This window comes from Granulicatella elegans ATCC 700633 (assembly GCF_000162475.2).
Classification (GTDB): Bacteria; Bacillota; Bacilli; order Lactobacillales; family Aerococcaceae; genus Granulicatella; species Granulicatella elegans.
This window is the reverse complement of the sequence record NZ_KI391971.1, coordinates 1,571,609-1,586,493: the sequence shown is the minus strand read 5'-3', so window position 1 is coordinate 1,586,493 and position 14,885 is coordinate 1,571,609. Positions and strand designations below refer to the sequence as shown.

The following is a 14,885-nucleotide window of genomic DNA, read 5'->3' as shown; positions in this document are numbered from 1 at the left end:
TGTTATTTTTTTGTCTTGATTTCTATTAGTTTGATCATGAGTGCCATTAATGTAACTATTAAAGTCGCAAAAGAGCACACCAATGTCAAAGCTTCATAGAGAAAATACCGTTTTCCAATTATCATGTTGGGAGGCGGTATTTTTTATGTGTAAATTGCCATTCAACCGATTTTACACCCAAATCCAATCCAGTTAACAAAATCATCCCAAAGTTGTATGGACAGTTTTATAAGATAAACCTATAATGAAGACAATAAAAGGAGGAATACAAATGAAAGATGTAACCAATAGTGCCAATCGAAGTGCAAGAAATCAACAAGGAAAGAGTTTTCGATTAAATTTTTCAAAATCAATTTTATATGTTATTGCAATAATGATTATTGCACTTTACTATTATAAAAACTTACCACCAATACATTATGCTTCACCTGCTTTCTGGGTGTTTTTAGCCTTGATTTTAGTATTAGTTGGAGCAATTGAATGGGTGACAGGAGCTAGTATTGCTTTTAAAACTAGCACTAGTAAGTTTTCTTGGGAGCAAGTGAATCAATCTAAAAGTCATATAGTTTCTAAAATTGTATTATCAATAGTTGGAGTTTTAATCGTTATTGCTGCGGCAAGTTATTTTATCTTGTCTCCATTATTTTTTGCTGAATCTTATTCTAAAATGATTCAAGTTCAAAATGCAGACTTTGCGACAGATTTTCCTAAGACAGATGTGACACAAATTCCATTAATTGATCGTGACACAGCTTCAAGATTAGGTAATCGTAGAATTGGGGCTTTGACAGACCTAGTTTCTCAATTCGAAGTGGCAGAAGATTATACGCAAATTAATATTCAAAATCATCCGTATCGTGTATCGCCATTAAAATATGCAGGATTTTGGAAATGGTTCTCTAATCATCAAGATGGAATTCCAAATTATATGCAAGTAGATATGGTTAATGGGGATGTAGAAGTGAAGAAACCGGATCAACCAATTCGTTATAGTGAAGCAGAGTATTTCAACCGTAATATTCATCGTCACTTACGTTTCCACCATCCATTTACTTTATTTGGTAGTCCAAGTTTTGAAGTCGATGATGAAGGGACACCGTATTATATTGCTTCAACGTATAGTCGTAACTTTTTCTTAAGAGAACCTGAAGTGAATGGTTTAATTACGGTGAACGCTTTAACAGGTGAAAGTAAACATTATAATTTACAAGAAATTCCTCATTGGGTAGACCGTGTGTATAGTGCGGAATTAATTTTACATCAGTTAGAAATGAATGGAAAATATAAGTTAGGATTCTGGAATACAATTTTCTCTAAAAAAGGAGTGACAGTTCCTACAAAAGGATATAATTACTTACCGATGAATGACGATATTTACTTATATACAGGAATTACTTCAGTAGCTTCAGATAATTCAAATATTGGATTCGTGTTAGTTAATACACGTACAAAAGAAGCAAAAATGTATCCAGTATCAGCAGCAGAAGAATTCTCAGCAATGAGTTCAGCAGAAGGTAGTGTACAAGAAACGGGTTATAAAGCAACCTTCCCACTACTGATTAGTTTAAATGGCAAACCGATGTATATCTTATCCTTAAAAGATAGCTCAGGACTGATTAAAAAATATGCGTTAATAGATGTAGAAAATTATCAAAACGTCTACGTAGAAACAAGTGTTAGTCGTTTAATTCAAAAATATGAACAATCTGCACCAACGGAAGAAGTTGGAACAGATAGTGATGATCATTTAACAAGTGTGACAGGTAAAGTTCAAGATATTCAAGGTGTTGTTATCAATGGAAATACGATTTACTACCTATTGGTAGATGATAAAGTCTATCGTGCTCCAGCTACAATTCAAAATCGTTTACCATTTGTACAAAAAGAACAACAAGTAGAAATGCAAGTAACTGCACGTGGAGAAGTTAGAAGTATATCTATTAAATAGAAAAAAAGTGTATTGGATTCGTCTGATACACTTCTTTTTAGTTCTATCAAAGAAAAGTTTTTCAATGATTTTAATTTTTACGGAATGTATAGTCTTTTATGCTAAACCATAGTAAAATAAAGATAATTAAGGAATGTGGAGTGAGGAAGGATGGAAGAGATTTATAATGGCTTATATCAAGTCCAAGAAGCATTAGTAGACATAGACAATGAATTAATGACTGCAGCAGTCTGTAATCAGTCGGGGAAGGTCCAATTTATTGTACAATTAATGCATAATAAGGAAGGGCAGTTTGCTGCATTTTTCCATAAAGATATTCGTGAATATCAACAAAGAATAAAAGCAGAAGAATATATTTTAGAAATGGCTGAAACAGAAGAAGATATGGATGAAATTGAAGCGTTACGTCAAGGGATTCAAATCATCTTCGTTCCTTTACAATTCATTCCTGAAAGTCAAAAAACTAAATTAAGAGAGCTTGGGATTACTCGTAAAAAAAAGAAACTGTATCCATTAATTTTGAGTTTAAATGATTCAAAACTTTTAACAAGAAATATTAAAGGTACGGAAGTAACTTTATGTCAAAAAGTGGTGAATTGGTTAACTCAAGAAGGAAACCTTGCTTTATTAGCCTCTATCTCAAAAACAATTGAAAAAAATACTTTACCTAAGATTTGTTATAATCAAAAGACAAAGAAAAGTATTTGTGAAAATGGAGATATGATTCAGGTTAAAGATGAAATCTCTTATGAAGAGTTTATCGGATATAAAGGAGAAAAGCCCAAACTATATATTCCAGAATTCTCCGTTTTTCGATTGAAAAAAAATATTCAATTAACAGTTCCTGTAACATTTGAAATTCGTTTAATGTTTTCTCCGACTCATTTTTATGGAAAAGAAGAGAAAAAAGGTCCTCAATATATTTTAGTGGTTGCGTCTGATGAAGAAGTGATTATGATAGAGCCACTGGATGAGTTGGATCCTCGTCATATTCAACATATACTGATGGAATTATATATGGAATTACAATTTATTCCAGTTCGATGGGTTACAAGAGGGATTTTCGCACCATTTTTGAAAGATAGTTTAGATCCGTTAATGAGTATTTTTAAACTTGAATTCCATATCGGTACAGAAGAATCTATTATTGATACATATTCATTTGAGCATTTATATCATTTGATGACATCTGATTCCCCTTTTCTAGATTTTGAGGAGTTTGATGAATTTGATGAACTTGATGAATATGATGAATTTGACGATTACAATCTATCGAATGATATTCAAGGATTTTTAAAAGTATCTACAGACGATAGGAAAGATGAGATTGTTGATGTTGAACTAGAAGCATTTCAACGAGCTGTGCCATTTGCGATAGAATTTATGGAAAAGAATCCTCATTCTTCTTTGAAAGATTTAGAAAAGTATCTAATAAAAAAACAAGTGAATCCTAAAATGATTCTCTCTATTATTCGTGCTTTAAGTGAAGGAGATTATCCTTTTTAGAGTTTTAGTAAAAAACATATTTAATCGTAATAGTTTGGCAAATCCTGTTGGTGAGAAATTACTGGCAGGATTTTTTTGAAATAAATTTAACAAATTCTTTGTTTCTCCAGAGCTTTTTATTGGCAAAGAGAAATTTATTTTGTATAATTAAAGTCAAAGAAAGTCAAAAGGGAGGAGAGTCCATATGCAACCGTCAAATATGTCGGATATTATTGAAGAATATTTAAAAAATGTTTTAGTAGCAAAAGAGAAAGTTGAGATTCGTCGTAGTGAAATTGCGGATCGTTTCAATTGTGTTCCATCGCAAATTAATTATGTTATAAATACTCGTTTTACGGTTCAACAAGGATATGTCGTTGAAAGTAAACGTGGTGGTGGTGGTTATATCCGTATTATGAAAGTGAATTTAGTAGATGATATGGATATTATTGATGCTTTATTGGAAGTTGTTCCAGAAGAATTATCCATCAAACAAGCTAATCATATTTTACAAAATCTTTTTGATAATGAGCTCCTCTCAAAAAGAGAAGCACAATTGTTAAATATTGCGATGTCAAAAGAATCGTTAACAGAAGCAGAGCAATGTAGTGATCAACTTCGTAGTAATATGATGAAAAATATATTAACCAGTTTAAAGTATAAGTAGGGGTGACGTGAATGAGTGAAATGTTTACAGATAAAGCACGTAGTGCAATGGTATTAGCTGCTAGAGAAGCAATTTCTTTTAGACATCAAGCAGTTGGTACAGAACACTTGTTATTAGGTCTAGTTATTGAACAAGAAGGAATTGCTGGAATCTTATTAAGAGAAAGAGGATTAACGGCAGAGATTGTTCGCCAAGAAATTGAAGCATTAACAGGATATGGAAGCAATCGTAAAGAAATCGATCCATATTTAATGCCTTATTCACCTAGAGCTAAACAAGTAGTTGTTGCAGCAACTGAAGAAGCCAAACGTTTAAAAATTCCTCAAGTGGGAACAGAACATCTATTATTAGGCTTACTTCAAGAAGAAGTATTAGCGACAAAAATTATGCGTGACAATCATATTTCATTAGAAGAATTAATGAAGACGATTTATGAAAAAATTGGAATTCAACCTTCAAAAGCTCGTTCAACAAAAGGGCAAGTTTCAGGTAACAGTGCAAAAGACAAAACACCAACATTAGATAGCTTATCAAGAGATTTAACAGCCTTAGCTCGACAAGGGAAGTTAGATCCAGTAATCGGAAGAAATGAAGAAGTTCGTCGTATGATTCAAGTCATTAGCCGTCGTACGAAAAATAATCCAGTCTTAGTGGGTGAACCTGGTGTTGGTAAAACTGCTATTGTAGAAGGATTAGCACAACGTATGATAAACGGTGAAGTTCCTGAAGAAATTGCTAGCAAACGTTTAATGATGTTAGATATGGGTGCATTAGTAGCAGGAACAAAATATCGTGGTGAATTTGAAGAACGAATGAAAAAAATCATCGAAGAAATTTATACGCAACAAGATGTGATTTTATTCATCGATGAATTACACACTTTAATTGGTGCAGGTGGAGCAGAAGGAGCGATTGATGCTTCGAATATTTTAAAACCAGCTTTAGCTCGTGGTGAATTACAAGTGATTGGTGCAACAACTTTAGATGAGTATCAAAAATACATTGAAAAAGATGCTGCTTTAGAACGCCGTTTTGCATCTATTCATGTAGAAGAACCAACAGCTGAAGATAGTATTCAAATTTTAAAAGGGTTGAGAAAACATTATGAAGCGCATCATCATGTAGAAATCACAGATGAAGCAATTCAAGCAGCCGTACAATTATCAGTCCGTTACATTACTTCAAGACGTCTTCCAGATAAAGCGATTGATTTAATGGATGAAACAGCTGCAAAAGCTCGCTTAGATGTTACAACAAAAGTTTCTCCAATCGTCTTATTAGAAGAAGAAATTTTACAGTTTGAACAATTGAAAAACCAAGCGATTCAACACCAAAACTTTGATGAAGCGGCTAAATTCCGTAAAAAAGAATTAGCGAAGCGAGCTAAATTAGAAAAATTAGTCGAAAAATTAGAATCTTCACCACAAACAGATTATATTGCTTCGATTGGAGAAGGGGATATTGCAGAAGTTGTTTCTCAATGGACAGGAATTCCTCTTCAACAAATGGAGAAAAAAGAAAGCGAACGTTTAATCAACTTAGAATCTGTGCTACACAAACGTGTGATTGGACAATCTGAAGCTGTAAGTGCTGTAGCTCGTTCGATTCGTCGTGCAAGAAGTGGATTAAAAGATCCACGTCGTCCAATTGGTTCATTCTTATTCTTAGGCCCAACAGGTGTTGGTAAAACAGAATTAGCGAAAACTTTAGCAGAAGCGATGTTTGGGGAACAAGACGCGCTAGTCAGAATCGATATGTCTGAATATATGGAAAAACATTCCGTTAGCCGCTTAGTTGGTTCACCTCCAGGATATGTTGGTTTTGATGAAGGTGGTCAATTAACTGAAAAAATTCGTCAACGTCCGTATGCCGTAATTTTACTAGATGAAATTGAAAAAGCTCATCCAGATGTGTTTAATATTTTATTACAAGTATTAGATGATGGACATTTAACTGATTCAAAAGGAAGAAAAGTGGACTTCAGAAATACCGTTATTATTATGACGTCAAACCTTGGTGCTGTGGCTCTTCGTGAAGAAAAATCTGTAGGATTTGGTGCAAAAACGGTTCAACAAAACCATGATGCGATGGAAAAACGAATTCGTGAAGAATTGAAAAATTCATTTAGACCAGAATTATTAAACCGTATTGATGAAACGATTGTCTTCCATAAACTTCAAAAAGAAGAATTAAGACAAATTGTTGGCATTATGGCAAAAGAAATTACTTCAAGATTACAAGAATTGAATATTACAGTGAAAATTACTTCAGCAGTATTAGATGTACTAGCAGAAGAAGGATTTGATCCAGAATACGGTGCAAGACCAATTCGCCGTGCTATTCAAAAGAAAATTGAAGATCCATTAAGTGAAGCATTGTTAAGTGGAGAAATTCGTTTCGGACAACAAGTCACTATTGGTGCCACAAAAGGGAAAATTACCATTAAAGGGAAAGAGAAAAAAGAAAAAGCTGTAAAAACTCCTGCTCTTGTGTAATTGATAAAGTTTAAAATTAGAAAATCCATTTCTTATGTAGTAAGTCTTTTTTAGACAAGCTACTGAGAAGTGGATTTTTTATTGATTTGTAGAACGGGTATTGTTTGACTTTCACAATGAGGTAGTGGTACAGTTAGCATGCATCATAATGCAAATTGTAGCAATTATAAAGGGGAATTTTTTTATGAAAAAACATCAATTAATGTTAGCAAGTTTAGCAGTTTTAGGTACTAGCTTTTTAGCAACAAGTTCAAATGTGCAAGCTGCAGAACAAAGTAACACTGGATTTATCCGTGAAAATGGAAAAGTATATTATGTTGAAAATGGACAAAAAGGAAAAGGTTGGAAATCAATTAATGATTCTGAAGAGAAAAAAGAAGGAGTAGACAAAACTTGGGTTTATTTAAGTCAAACAGGTGAAGTTCAAACTGGTTGGGTTCAAGACAATGGTACTTGGTACTACTTAAATGAATTAACAGGTGAGCATAAAGGAATTGGTATTATGAAAAAAGGATTCTTTGAAGTAAATAAAACTTGGTATTACTTTGATGAATCAGGTGCGATGAAAGAGAATCAATGGTTCCAACAAAAAGAAGGTTGGTATTACGCTGATAAATCAGGAGCATTAAAAGTTTATGAATGGTTCCAAGTAGCTGGTAAATGGTATTTTGCAACTGAAAAAGGAACAATTGTTACAAATGCATGGATTAAATCAAATGATGAAGTTTATCATTTCAATGAATCAGGTGTAATGGCTGAAAACGAATGGTTTGAAGCAAATGGCGGTTGGTTCTACGCAAGCAAATCAGGTGCAATTTTAAGAAACACAAAAACTCCTGATGGTTACTACGTAAACGAAAACGGTCAATGGATTTAATTGTTATTGAACGATAATAAGAAGACGACTCCGGTCGTCTTTTTTTTGTGGAAAAATCCTTACCATTTCTTGATAGTGAAATCAATAAGACACCAACAATGACTGCTTGCAACCTCATTACGTACGTTTCCCCCTCAATAAAAACGTCAGATACAAAAAGAAAACGTCAAAAAATAAAATGAAATCCCTATTTCTTAGTAGTGCAAGTAATAATACCCAGAGTTGGGTATTATTACAAAGGAAAATTCGAGACCAAGGCTCGAATTTTAGCCATGAGACTGCAGGTCTGCTGGCGTCCTCACTACAGAAGAAATAGGGATTTCATTTTATTGTATTGTTAGTATTCCTGTTGCATCAAAAGGAAATGACAGAGAGTCAGATCGTCCATATTCTTCAACGCCAATCCTGTCAACTGTCCAAACCGATCAATTCGATATTGCAACGTATTACGATGAATAAACAAACGAGTTGCCGCCTTCGTTAAAGTCCCACGCTCTTGCCACAACGCCTCAATCAAATCAGGAAATTCATCTTGAACCATCTGCTGATACAAAGTCTCAGGAATCGGTGAAAAATCTAACTTTTTCTGCGCAAATCCCCATAAAACCATCGGTGCAAAAGCCAAACAAGTCTGCTTATTCGACTCATGCAAATACGTTACAAATAAAGCTTTCTCAGCTTGATAAATTCCCGAAATATCTTCTGACATTTTCCAAATATTTCCAATAAAAATCTTCATTGAAATTGCAAAATCTTCTTCGACTGTTGCATGAATTGCTTGCAAATCTTGGGTTGTAATGGTCTCAACATCCGCTTTTCGAACAATTGTATAATGTTTTGGAAAACAAGAAAAACTCGTTAACACATCTCCGAAAATCTCTTGCATCATCTCTAGCCATTCTTGTTCATTAAAATCATCATTTTTTTGAATCAAACAAACATGAATGAATTGAATATTTTCCAACTGAACAGGGCATTTTCCTCCTTGTTCTAAATATTGTTGCCAAGGTGAAAGTTGAGTTGTAACTTTTGTAGGTGTTTTTTTAAAAGTTTCTAATAAAGCTAGTTCACGATTCGATAATTGTTCATATGGAATTTGTAAATAAGTATTTTCTTCTAAAGGGATAATAGAGTCCTCTGTATCTTCTGGAATATGATGTATTATTTTAGAATTTGGAAATAATTGTAACCATTCTTCGTATTTCATAACTGTCTCCTTTTCTTCTTCTATTGTAGTATACACTAAAACTTCTGGGAAATAAAAAGAAGAAAAAGGAATTATAGTTTTGACTAGGATTTTTTTTGAAAATTCGATACAATAGAAGCAACTTTATAAAAGGAGTGAGAATATGAAAGCAGTCGTAACAGTTGTCGGCAAAGATCGTGTCGGTATTGTTTATGAAGTATCAAAATTATTAGCAGAACAAAATATTAATATTGTAAATATCTCTCAAGAAATTATGGAAGAATATTTTACAATGTTAATTTTAGTAGATGTATCTACAAGTAAAATGCCATTTGTAGAATTGGCTCCTTATATTAACGAACAAGGAAAAACTTTAGCATTAGATATTCGTATTCAAAATCATGAAATTTTTGAAGCGATGCATCGGATTGGTTAGGTGAAGGAATGGTTCAACATAGTGAAATTTTAGAAACAATTTCGATGGTAAAAGAACAAAATTTTGATGTTCGTACCATTACAATTGGAATTGATTTACATGATTGTATTCATCCAGATATTGATGTATTAAATCAAAATATTTATAGCAAAATTACACGTATTGGAAAAGATTTAGTGAAAACTGCGCACGAATTATCACTACAATATGGTGTGCCGATTGTTAACCAACGAATTTCTGTAACTCCGATTGCTCAAATTGCAGCAGCTACAAAAGCAGATAGCTATGTTTCTATTGCTCAAACATTGGATCGAGCAGCCAAAGCCATTGGCGTATCTTTTATTGGTGGATTTTCTGCCTTAGTTCAAAAAGGGATGAGTCCTTCAGATGAAGTGTTAATTCGTTCAATTCCAGAAGCAATGAAGGTTACCGACATTGTCTGTAGCTCTGTGAATATTGGTTCTACAAAAGCTGGAATTAATATGGATGCTGTAAAATTAGTTGGAGAAATCATTAAAGAAACAGCTGAAATTACTCCAGAAGGATTTGGCTGTGCTAAAGTCGTGATTTTCTGTAATGCAGTAGAAGATAATCCGTTTATGGCGGGAGCTTTCCATGGAAGTGGAGAAGCAGATGCGGTCATTAATGTTGGAGTTTCTGGACCTGGTGTTGTAAAAGCTGCTCTTGAAAATCATGAAGCGGAAACATTAACAGAAATTGCAGAAATTGTTAAGAAAACTGCGTTTAAAATTACTCGTGTTGGGGAACTAATTGGTCAAAAAGCTAGTCAAATGTTAGGTATTCCATTTGGAATTTTAGACTTATCTCTTGCACCAACTCCTGCAGTAGGGGATTCAGTTGCTCGTATTTTAGAAGAAATGGGCTTGTCGGTGACAGGAACTCATGGTACAACAGCTGCCTTAGCATTATTAAACGATGCTGTGAAAAAAGGCGGTATGATGGCTAGTTCTGCAGTTGGTGGATTAAGTGGAGCATTTATTCCAGTTTCAGAAGATGAAGGAATGATTGAAGCAGCTACAAATGGCGTTTTAACATTAGATAAATTAGAAGCAATGACGGCGGTATGTTCCGTTGGATTAGATATGATTGCTGTTCCGGGAGACACTTCTGCTACTACCATTTCAGGAATTATAGCGGATGAAGCTGCTATTGGAATGATTAATACAAAAACAACTGCTGTACGTATTATCCCTGTTCCTGGTGGAAAAGTAGGAGATTCTGTAGAATTTGGTGGATTGTTAGGATATGCTCCAATTATGCCTGTTAAAGAGGGCAATTGTGATTTGTTTGTTAACCGTGGTGGAAGAATTCCAGCACCTGTACAATCATTGAAAAATTAATCCTATCATGGAAAAAGTGTACTAAATACAGTATAATAAAAGATACGGAAAAAAGAGGAGGAATGAAAGATGTATGAATGGACATTAGAAGATTTATACCCATCATTTGAAAGTCAAGAATTTAAACAAGATGTAGAATCTTATAAAGCGTTAAAAGGAAAATTTGAAAGTTTAACATTAGAAGATTCGATTGAAGGAATTACACAAGTTGTAAAATTATTAGAAGAATCAACAGTTTTAACAGGTCGTTTATATAATTATATTCATTTAACATTAGCGACAGATACAACGCATGAAACAGCGACACAAGTAGAAGTACAATTAGCAGGAGTTTCAGCTGATTTACAAGCTACTTATGCAAAAGTTTCAAAATTTTTAGGAACTATTCAAACAGATATTACAACAGATCCTTTCTTAGCAGAATATCGTTATTATTTTGAAGAAGCTAAAAAAGAAGCAGCTCACTTATTAAGTGATGAGTTAGAAGAAGTTTTAGCAAAAATGTCTATTAGTGGAGGAAAAGCTTGGTCTCAATTATTCGACTTCATGTGGTCAAGTGCTCAAGGCGAATATAAAGGCGAAGTAGTTACTTTAAGTGAAATTCGTGGTAAAGCATATGATAGCGATGCAGAAGTACGTAAGTCAGCGTATGAAGCAGAGTTAAAAATGTATGATGCGATTAAAGAACCAATTGCTTTCTCATTAAACCATATTAAAAAAGAAGTATTAACAACTTCACAATTACGTGGATTTGAATCTCCATTAGCACATACTTTAGAAGCTTCTCGTATGAGTCATGAAACTTTAGATGCACTATTAGAAGCAATCCGTGAATATTTACCAAACTTTAGAAAATATTTACGCCATAAAGCAGCTTTATTAGGTCATGAAAATGGATTACCATTCTATGATTTATTTGCACCTGTTGGAAACAGTAGTCGTACATTTACAGTGGAAGAATCAAAAGATTACTTAATTGAAAACTTCAAAACATTCTCAGCTGATTTAGCAGAAATGACAGAAGAATTCTTTGATAAACACTATATTGATTTCTACCCTCGTAAAGGAAAAGTTGGGGGAGCATTTTGTGCAAACTTACCAATGATTAAACAATCACGTGTGTTAACGAACTTTACTGGATCATTAAGTGACGTTGTAACATTAGCGCACGAATTAGGGCATGCTTATCATGGTTTACACATTGAAAACCATCGTCCATTAAACCAAGATTATTCAATGCCAGTTGCAGAAACAGCTTCAACATTTAATGAAAATATCATTATGAATACAGCAATTAAAGAAGCAAGTGATGAAGAAAAAATCGCATTAATTGAATCTCAATTACAAGATACTACTCAAATTATTGTCGATATTTATTCTCGTTATTTATTCGAAACAGCTGTTTTTGAAAATCGTAAACAATCATTTATGTTCTCTAAAGATTTAGAAGAAATGATGTTATCTGCACAAAAAGAAGCGTATGGTGACGGTCTAGATCAATCTTACTTACATCCATATATGTGGGCATGTAAACCTCACTATTATAGTACTGGATTAAGTTTCTATAACTTCCCATATGCATTTGGTGGATTATTCTCTAAAGGATTATATGCCATTTATCAAGAACAACCAGAAGGCTTTGTTGAAAAATATCAAGAATTACTTCGTGCAACAACTGTATCAAGTGTAGAAGATACTGCTAAAGTTTTAGGAGTAGATGTAAGTACTCCAGAATTCTGGAAGAAAGCATTAGCAGAAGTAGCAGAGTCTATTGAAGCATTTATAGCTTTAACTCCATTAAATAAATAAGAAATGTATCAGAAGAGACGAGTTCAATCGTCTCTTTTTTATGTCTAAACATAGATGTGATAAAGAATAAATAACAGATGATAAAATTTCTAAAAAAAAATGAAAAAAATTAATAAAAAATGATTGCTTTTTTGTTAAGAAACTGTTAAAGTATAGGAAGTTAATTTAATTGTCAGACAATTCTGATATAGGTCTGACAGTCAGGAGGAAATATGAAGAAAAAAGGACTATTATTTTTCTCAACTGCAGCTGTAGCTTTAACATTAGCAGCATGTGGTGGAAAAGGACAATCTAGCAACTCAATTACAACAGGTGGAACTCCACAACCAAAAACTAAATATGCATCTGAAGTAACGCACGAAGGTACACCAATTAAAGGTGGAACATTAAAATATGCATTAGTTTCAGCATCTCCATTTAAAGGATTATTCATGGATGAATTAGCATCAGATTCATCAGATTCATCAATTACATCTCAAATTGATACTACATTGTTTGAATATGATGAAAACCGTAAATTAACAAATACTGGTATGGGTGCTATTGAATTTGACGTAGAAGGTAAAACTGCTACAGTTAAATTAAACTCTAAAGACTATAAATGGTCAGATGGACAACCTTTAACAATCGATGACTATATCTTCGCAATTGAAGCTATCGGAAATAAAGATTATACAGGTGTTCGTTATAACTCTAACTACCAAAACATCGAAGGTATGGATAAATTCCATAGTGGTGAAGCTAGCTCAATTTCTGGGGTAGAAAAATTAGATGACTACTCAGTGAAAATTCATTTCAAACAAATGCGTCCATCAATGCAATTAGCAGGTGGAGCTTTACCTTACTATGTAATGCCAAAACACATTTTCTCAACAATTCCAGTAGCTGAATGGGAAAAGAGTGACTATGTACGTGGAAATAAAGGTGTAGGCCTTGGACCATTCAAGATTGAATCAATCACTCCTGGTGAGTCTGTAACATTAGTACCAAATGAACATTACTACAAAGGTCGTGCTAAATTAGATAAAGTTGTAATGGAAGTAGTTTCTCCAGATACAATCGTTTCTCAAATGAAAGCTGGTAACTATGATGTTGCTTCAATGCCAAGTGCTCAATATGAAGCATACAAAGATTTAACAAATGTTTCATTCATTAGTTCATTTGCTTCTCAATATGAATATGTTGCATTCCACTTAGGTAAATACGATAAAGAACAAGGCAAAAACGTAATGGATCCAAATGCTAAAATGAAAGATCCAGTTTTACGTCAAGCATTGGCTTATGCTTTAGATATCAATGCAGCTGGTGAAAGCATGTATCATGGTTTACAACGTGGAACAAACTCAATTATCATCCCATTCTTCAAAGATATTTACAATCCAAACCAAGAAGGATTTGATTATAACCCAGAAAAAGCTAAACAATTATTAGATGAAGCTGGTTATAAAGATACTGATGGCGATGGATTACGTGAAAACAAAGATGGTTCTAAATTATCAATTAACTTTGCAGCTCGTACTCGTGATGATGCAAACGAATCATTAATCCAACAATATCTATTATGGTGGAAAGAAATTGGTTTAGATGTAAAACTTTACACTGGCCGTACTCTTGAATCAAATGTATTCTATGAAAAAGTTCAAGCAGATGATCCTGAAATCGATATGTTCGCTGGTGGATGGGGAACTGGTTATGATCCAAACCCTGCTGGTTTATTCGGAGAAACAGCTAAGTTCAACTTTGCTCGTTTTGTAAGTGCTGAAGCTAATGATTTAATCGCTAAAATCAGTTCAACAGAAGCATTTGATGAAGCTAAGAATGTAGAATTCTACAAAGAATGGCAAAAATATGTTCACGATCAAGCGTTCATCTTCCCAACTTTAATTGGTGATTCTGTAACTGCCGTGAACAAACGTGTGAAATTCATGAACTCTGAAATTGGTAATAAAGATTCTAAATCTGCTTTATACCAACTTGAAGTTGTTTCAGAAACAGCTACTAAATAATTAAAAAATTAGTATATTTTTATATGACTTCCCTGTAAGTAGTAAGGGACGCCAGCAGCTTCGCGAATGCGAATCTCATGGCTAAAAATCGAGCCTTGATCTCGATTTTTATTTGAAACAAAGTACGAAAAAAAGACAAAAAGATACTACCTATGCTATAATATAAGTGGAAATTTTTTTAAATTGTCAAAGATAAAGCGTTAGTCTGTTGTCGCAGACCTAACGCTTTTTGACTATTATAAGGTTGGTGCGATTGAAGTATTTTATAGATAATTCTAAGCATTTTATGACCACAAGCGATAATAGCTTTCATTTTACTTCCTCTGCTGGAAATTCGCTGATAGAAAAGTGAAAAGGTTTCTTCTTTAGCACGTTGAACACTTAACACCGACATTACTAAGGCTTGTTTAAGATATTTATTGCCTTGCGTCGTGTGTGAAGATTTTTTTACACCGGCACTTTCGTTAGAACCTGGGCACATCCCAGCCCATGAAGCTAATTTCTTATCAGTTTTAAAATCATCAACATTTGGACCAATTTCAGCTAATATAGTGGCACAACAATTATCACTAATACCAGGAATTGTTAGAAGAAGTTGATATTCTTCAGGGAAAT

The 14,885-nt window shown here is 33.5% G+C and carries 12 protein-coding genes; 9 read left to right on the top strand and 3 right to left on the bottom strand.

Annotated features, from left to right (window positions below; genetic code table 11):
• Positions 1-2: 2 nt before the first annotated feature.
• Complete coding sequence (locus HMPREF0446_RS08885; RefSeq protein ID WP_390890843.1) at positions 3-125, bottom strand: putative holin-like toxin; 123 nt, start codon at positions 123-125, stop codon at positions 3-5.
• 146 nt (positions 126-271) lie between these two features.
• Between HMPREF0446_RS08885 and HMPREF0446_RS07525 the strand changes: the two genes are divergently transcribed.
• The 5 genes from HMPREF0446_RS07525 (at position 272) to HMPREF0446_RS07505 (ending at position 7,472) form a co-directional block, all read left to right on the top strand.
• Positions 272-1,948, top strand: coding sequence for a hypothetical protein (locus tag HMPREF0446_RS07525; protein ID WP_006703830.1), 1,677 nt, complete (start codon positions 272-274; stop codon positions 1,946-1,948).
• Positions 1,949-2,098: 150 nt separating this feature from the next.
• The gene (locus HMPREF0446_RS07520; RefSeq protein WP_006703829.1) at positions 2,099-3,454 is read left to right on the top strand and encodes a hypothetical protein; all 1,356 of its coding nucleotides are present in this window, start codon (positions 2,099-2,101) and stop codon (positions 3,452-3,454) included.
• Between the two features lie 184 nt (positions 3,455-3,638).
• Positions 3,639-4,100: a CtsR family transcriptional regulator gene (locus HMPREF0446_RS07515; RefSeq protein WP_006703828.1), complete on the top strand. Its 462-nt coding sequence runs from the start codon at positions 3,639-3,641 to the stop codon at positions 4,098-4,100.
• 11 nt (positions 4,101-4,111) lie between these two features.
• Complete coding sequence (locus tag HMPREF0446_RS07510) at positions 4,112-6,595, top strand: ATP-dependent Clp protease ATP-binding subunit (protein WP_006703827.1); 2,484 nt, start codon at positions 4,112-4,114, stop codon at positions 6,593-6,595.
• Positions 6,596-6,779: 184 nt separating this feature from the next.
• Positions 6,780-7,472 (top strand): N-acetylmuramoyl-L-alanine amidase family protein, encoded by a 693-nt coding sequence (locus HMPREF0446_RS07505; RefSeq protein WP_020991438.1) that lies wholly within the window; start codon positions 6,780-6,782, stop codon positions 7,470-7,472.
• A gap of 337 nt (positions 7,473-7,809) precedes the next feature.
• On the opposite strand, the gene HMPREF0446_RS08790 is transcribed toward HMPREF0446_RS07505, so the two are convergent.
• Complete coding sequence (locus HMPREF0446_RS08790; protein ID WP_006703825.1) at positions 7,810-8,679, bottom strand: helix-turn-helix domain-containing protein; 870 nt, start codon at positions 8,677-8,679, stop codon at positions 7,810-7,812.
• A 142-nt stretch (positions 8,680-8,821) separates the two neighbouring features.
• On the opposite strand from HMPREF0446_RS08790, the gene HMPREF0446_RS07495 reads away from it, so the two are divergent.
• The 4 genes from HMPREF0446_RS07495 (at position 8,822) to HMPREF0446_RS07480 (ending at position 14,270) form a co-directional block, all read left to right on the top strand.
• Positions 8,822-9,094, top strand: coding sequence for an ACT domain-containing protein (locus tag HMPREF0446_RS07495; protein ID WP_006703824.1), 273 nt, complete (start codon positions 8,822-8,824; stop codon positions 9,092-9,094).
• An 8-nt stretch (positions 9,095-9,102) separates the two neighbouring features.
• Complete coding sequence (locus tag HMPREF0446_RS07490) at positions 9,103-10,455, top strand: PFL family protein (protein WP_006703823.1); 1,353 nt, start codon at positions 9,103-9,105, stop codon at positions 10,453-10,455.
• Positions 10,456-10,524: 69 nt separating this feature from the next.
• Positions 10,525-12,264 carry a M3 family oligoendopeptidase gene (locus HMPREF0446_RS07485; RefSeq protein ID WP_006703822.1) on the top strand — a complete coding sequence of 580 codons (1,740 nt, stop codon included), beginning with the start codon at positions 10,525-10,527 and terminating at the stop codon, positions 12,262-12,264.
• 212 nt (positions 12,265-12,476) lie between these two features.
• Positions 12,477-14,270 carry an oligopeptide ABC transporter substrate-binding protein gene (locus tag HMPREF0446_RS07480; protein WP_006703821.1) on the top strand — a complete coding sequence of 598 codons (1,794 nt, stop codon included), beginning with the start codon at positions 12,477-12,479 and terminating at the stop codon, positions 14,268-14,270.
• 178 nt (positions 14,271-14,448) lie between these two features.
• Here the strand turns inward: HMPREF0446_RS07480 and HMPREF0446_RS07475 are convergent.
• Positions 14,449-14,885 (bottom strand): IS110 family transposase (locus HMPREF0446_RS07475; protein WP_020991437.1); only part of this gene is annotated, 437 nt, incomplete at its 5' end.

Excerpts from the sequence above, each read along its gene's own strand:
- HMPREF0446_RS07485 (WP_006703822.1), top strand. The coding sequence starts at position 10,525 with ATGTATGAATGGACATTAGAAGATTTATACCCATCATTTGAAAGTCAA.
- HMPREF0446_RS07515 (WP_006703828.1), top strand. The coding sequence starts at position 3,639 with ATGCAACCGTCAAATATGTCGGATATTATTGAAGAATATTTAAAAAAT.
- HMPREF0446_RS08885 (WP_390890843.1), bottom strand. The coding sequence starts at position 125 with ATGATAATTGGAAAACGGTATTTTCTCTATGAAGCTTTGACATTGGTG.
- HMPREF0446_RS08790 (WP_006703825.1), bottom strand. The coding sequence starts at position 8,679 with ATGAAATACGAAGAATGGTTACAATTATTTCCAAATTCTAAAATAATA.
- HMPREF0446_RS07525 (WP_006703830.1), top strand. The coding sequence starts at position 272 with ATGAAAGATGTAACCAATAGTGCCAATCGAAGTGCAAGAAATCAACAA.
- HMPREF0446_RS07490 (WP_006703823.1), top strand. The coding sequence starts at position 9,103 with ATGGTTCAACATAGTGAAATTTTAGAAACAATTTCGATGGTAAAAGAA.
- HMPREF0446_RS07510 (WP_006703827.1), top strand. The coding sequence starts at position 4,112 with ATGAGTGAAATGTTTACAGATAAAGCACGTAGTGCAATGGTATTAGCT.
- HMPREF0446_RS07480 (WP_006703821.1), top strand. The coding sequence starts at position 12,477 with ATGAAGAAAAAAGGACTATTATTTTTCTCAACTGCAGCTGTAGCTTTA.
- HMPREF0446_RS07520 (WP_006703829.1), top strand. The coding sequence starts at position 2,099 with ATGGAAGAGATTTATAATGGCTTATATCAAGTCCAAGAAGCATTAGTA.
- HMPREF0446_RS07495 (WP_006703824.1), top strand. The coding sequence starts at position 8,822 with ATGAAAGCAGTCGTAACAGTTGTCGGCAAAGATCGTGTCGGTATTGTT.
- HMPREF0446_RS07505 (WP_020991438.1), top strand. The coding sequence starts at position 6,780 with ATGAAAAAACATCAATTAATGTTAGCAAGTTTAGCAGTTTTAGGTACT.